Raw genomic sequence first — 4,053 nt, forward strand, 5'->3', positions numbered from 1 at the left:
ATCCCATATAGCCAGCCCGCGAATGCCACTACCACAGAGGCTGCTAACAGTGTAGCCAATGCCGCGCTGCCTGCCTGTTGCGCGAGCACCCACACCAGCCAGGCATAAGCGCCAAACATCGGGAAGGCTAAACCGCGCTTCAGTACATCCATCCATGCGCCTGGACGAGGTAAGAATCTCGCCAGCTGAGGGAAAAGAGAAATCAGTGTGAAAGGCGCTGCGAAACCGAGTGCCAGGGCGAAGAAGATCACCAGCGCCACAGCAGGGGGTTGCACCAGGGCATAGCCGATCGCACTAGCCATAAACGGTGCCGCACAAGGGGTGGCAACCAAAATCGCCAATACGCCAGTGAGTGCAGAACGTAAGAAGGCGCCGCGATTGATTTCAACGGATCCAACACGTTGTACCGACAGGCCCACTTCAAATACGCCAAGTAGATTGAGCGCAGCGGCGAGGATCACCAATGATAGCAGGGCGATCACCAGTGGGGACTGTAACTGGAATCCCCAGCCTACAGCAGCACCGCCTGCACGCGCGGCCAGCAAAATACCCGCTAGCGCCATCATGGTAACGACCACGCCCAGTAAAAAGCCTAAACCTTCACGACGCGCGTTGGCGGCATTGTCAGTGTGGCGCAACAGGCCGAGCGCTTTCAGGGAGATGACCGGAAAGACGCAGGGCATTAAGTTCAGAATGATGCCGCCAATAAAGGCGGCCAGCATGGCGGTTAACATCGCTGGCCTCTTTGCTTAGTTAGTTTGCGGATGTGCAGCGTCGTACTGCTTCACGGCGGCGAGGGCTTTCTCGATGTGCGTATCCGGGTTTCTATCAGTGTAACTCAGCAGGATGTCGCCATTAGGCGCAATCACATAAGAGGTGCGATCGGAAAGGGTTTTGCCTTTCATCTGCATGGTGGTTTGATACTGAGCGGCCACTTTAGCACCTGGGTCGGCGGCAACAGCGAATTTGTCACGGCACTCCAGTTTAGAGAAATCGCTCACCTGATCGGTATTGCCTGCAGTCACACCAATAACTGTGGCGTGCATTTTGGTGAAGTTGTCGGTGGCTTCGGCGAAGTCATGCGCTTCAATCGTACAGCCCGCACTGAATGCGGCCGGGAAGAAGTAAAGCACCACTGGCCCTTTTTGCAGCGCTTTTTGCAGCGAGAAGGTCAATGGTTTGCCGGCTAATGCACCTTGCAGTTCGAAATTTGGTGCCTTTGCACCAACCGGCAGCGCGGCGCTGGCGTTAAAAGCGGTGGCAGAGAGGCCCAATGCGGCGGTGATGCTCAGAGTACAAACGAGGGTTTTAAACGATTTCATTATCTGCTCCTGCGATGTAAGGGAGGTCCGGTTTAAGTGACTCAATACATCAGTTCGCTGGAGGGGGCGGAAAGGTTTCGGTGCCAGAAAAAAAAAGTTAAATTAGCGACGCAATGTGACTCATGGAAAAAGAGGCTAAGAGAGATGAATCGGAATTATTTCAGTAAAATCATTTTGTTAATTGGGTTGTCTTGCTCGGCCACCGCGTTGGCGGCACCTGTCATTGATAGCGATGTGGCTTCCCTGATCAATCAACGCCTGTCCTATATGAAGGATGTGGCCGGTTATAAAGCCGCCAATCATCTTGCGATTGAAGATCTGCCGCAAGAAGAAAAAGTGCTGGCCAGTGCTGTGCAGCAAGCCGAAAAGCTGGGCTTAGCGGGCGAGTCAGTGAAACCCTTTGTGCAGGCTCAGATGGATGCAGCAAAAGCGATTCAATATCGCTATCGCGCAGATTGGCTCTCCACACCTGAACAAGGTTGGCAGCCTTTGCCGCTGGATCAGGTCAGAAGCAAAATTAATGTGCTGAGCGCCAGCATTCTGAGTGGTATCCGTGCGCAGTTAGCGCAGGGCAAACCCTTCACCGATAAAGCCGCCTTTCTGCACACGCTTGATCAAGCGAATCTGGAACAGGATGATAAAACGAGGCTGTGGGAAGCCCTGCAGAAAATTAGTCTGAAGAAGTAACGGTTATTCATAAGAGGCGTATTAAGATTACGCCTCCCTAATATGTCGTTTACCTTTAAGACTGCAATATTATCCACGATATCCCCACCTCGGGATAAAATTCAGATGACCAACGATCCACTCCGCCACCTTTTCCTTATAACCCCAACTGAACTCCCTATGTCCTGCTCAAGAATCCCCTCTGCTATAACTGCTGCGAGTTGATAACGCGTAGGAAAAGTTTTTCATGGATATTCGTAAAATTAAGAAACTGATCGAACTGGTAGAAGAGTCTGGCATCTCCGAGCTGGAAATCTCTGAAGGCGAAGAGTCAGTTCGTATCAGCCGTTCACCTGCAAACGCTGGCTACCCGGTCATGCAACAGGCTTATGCTGCGCCAGTGATGCAGCAGCCTGCGCTGGCGACCGCCGTTGCGCCGATCGCTGCTGCGCCTGCAGAAGCGGCTAAGCCAGAAATCACTGGCCACATCGTGCGTTCTCCGATGGTCGGAACTTTCTATCGCACGCCGAGCCCGGACGCGAAAGCTTATATTGAAGTCGGCCAGAAAGTGAACGCCGGCGACACTCTGTGCATCGTTGAAGCGATGAAAATGATGAACCAGATCGAAGCCGATAAATCCGGCGTTGTTAAGGCGATCCTGGTGGAAAGCGGCCAACCGGTTGAATTTGACGAGCCGCTGGTCGTCATCGAATAACGAGGCGAAGCATGCTGGATAAAATTGTCATTGCTAACCGCGGTGAGATCGCTCTGCGTATTCTCCGCGCGTGTAAAGAATTAGGCATCAAGACCGTTGCGGTTCACTCAACCGCTGACCGCGACCTGAAGCACGTGCTGCTGGCGGACGAGACCGTCTGCATCGGCCCGGCACAGTCGGTCAAAAGTTACCTGAACATCCCTGCACTGATCTCCGCCGCCGAAATCACCGGCGCCGTGGCGATCCACCCGGGCTACGGTTTCCTCTCTGAGAATGCCGATTTCGCCGAGCAGGTTGAGCGCTCTGGTTTTATCTTCATCGGCCCGAAAGCCGACACCATCCGCCTGATGGGCGACAAAGTGTCTGCGATCACCGCGATGAAGAAAACCGGCGTACCGACCGTGCCAGGTTCTGACGGCTCGCTGACCGATGACATGGATAAAAATCGTGCCATCGCCAAGCGCATCGGTTACCCGGTCATCATCAAAGCCTCTGGTGGCGGCGGCGGCCGTGGTATGCGCGTGGTGCGCAGTGAAAAAGATCTGGAACAATCCATCGGCATGACGAAAGCGGAAGCCAAAGCGGCTTTCAACAACGACATGGTCTACATGGAGAAATTCCTCGAGAACCCGCGTCACATCGAGATTCAGGTGATGGCCGACGGCCAGGGCAACGCCATCTATCTGGCGGAACGTGACTGCTCGATGCAGCGTCGTCACCAGAAAGTGGTCGAAGAAGCACCAGCGCCGGGCATCACGCCGGAACTGCGTCGCTTTATCGGCGAGCGCTGTGCGAAAGCCTGTATCGATATCGGCTACCGCGGTGCGGGTACTTTCGAGTTCCTGTACGAAAACGGTGAGTTCTACTTCATCGAGATGAACACCCGTATTCAGGTGGAGCATCCGGTGACCGAGATGATCACCGGCGTGGATCTGATCAAAGAGCAGCTGCGTATTGCTGCCGGTCAGCCGCTGTCAATCAAACAGGAAGACGTGATTGTTCGCGGTCATGCGGTAGAGTGCCGTATCAACGCCGAGGATCCAAATACCTTCCTGCCGAGCCCAGGCAAGGTCACCCGTTTCCACGCGCCAGGCGGTTTTGGCGTGCGCTGGGAATCGCACATCTATGCCGGCTACAGCGTGCCGCCGTACTACGATTCCATGATCGGCAAGCTGATCACCTACGGTGACACCCGTGAAGTGGCCATCGCGCGCATGAAAAATGCGCTGGCGGAACTGATCATCGACGGCATCAAGACCAACGTCGAGCTGCAGATGAAAATCATGTCCGACGAACATTTCCAGCAGGGTGGCACCAACATCCACTATCTGGAGAAAAAACTCGGCCTGC

At 54.3% G+C, this 4,053-nt stretch carries 5 protein-coding genes; 3 read left to right on the forward strand and 2 right to left on the reverse strand.

Annotated elements, in window-relative coordinates; genetic code table 11:
* Window positions 1–734: protein-disulfide reductase DsbD (locus H7A81_RS26250; RefSeq protein ID WP_304622205.1), on the reverse strand; the 734-nt coding region annotated here is incomplete at its 3' end.
* 15 nt (window positions 735–749) lie between these two features.
* The gene (locus H7A81_RS26255) at window positions 750–1,322 is read right to left on the reverse strand and encodes a peroxiredoxin (RefSeq protein WP_058960236.1); all 573 of its coding nucleotides are present in this window, start codon (window positions 1,320–1,322) and stop codon (window positions 750–752) included.
* A gap of 144 nt (window positions 1,323–1,466) precedes the next feature.
* Between H7A81_RS26255 and H7A81_RS26260 the strand changes: the two genes are divergently transcribed.
* The 3 genes from H7A81_RS26260 to accC form a co-directional block, all read left to right on the forward strand.
* Window positions 1,467–2,009, forward strand: coding sequence for a chorismate mutase (locus tag H7A81_RS26260; RefSeq protein WP_166932747.1), 543 nt, complete (start codon window positions 1,467–1,469; stop codon window positions 2,007–2,009).
* A gap of 226 nt (window positions 2,010–2,235) precedes the next feature.
* Complete coding sequence (accB, locus tag H7A81_RS26265; protein ID WP_182059227.1) at window positions 2,236–2,703, forward strand: acetyl-CoA carboxylase biotin carboxyl carrier protein; 468 nt, start codon at window positions 2,236–2,238, stop codon at window positions 2,701–2,703.
* An 11-nt stretch (window positions 2,704–2,714) separates the two neighbouring features.
* Window positions 2,715–4,053 (forward strand): acetyl-CoA carboxylase biotin carboxylase subunit (gene accC / locus H7A81_RS26270; RefSeq protein ID WP_182059228.1); only part of this gene is annotated, 1,339 nt, incomplete at its 3' end.

It is taken from the genome of Pantoea sp. ME81 (assembly GCF_903970985.1).
GTDB classification, from domain to species: Bacteria; Pseudomonadota; Gammaproteobacteria; order Enterobacterales; family Enterobacteriaceae; genus Pantoea; species Pantoea communis.

Excerpts from the sequence above, each read along its gene's own strand:
- H7A81_RS26255 (WP_058960236.1), bottom strand. The coding sequence starts at position 1,322 with ATGAAATCGTTTAAAACCCTCGTTTGTACTCTGAGCATCACCGCCGCA.
- accB (WP_182059227.1), top strand. The coding sequence starts at position 2,236 with ATGGATATTCGTAAAATTAAGAAACTGATCGAACTGGTAGAAGAGTCT.
- H7A81_RS26260 (WP_166932747.1), top strand. The coding sequence starts at position 1,467 with ATGAATCGGAATTATTTCAGTAAAATCATTTTGTTAATTGGGTTGTCT.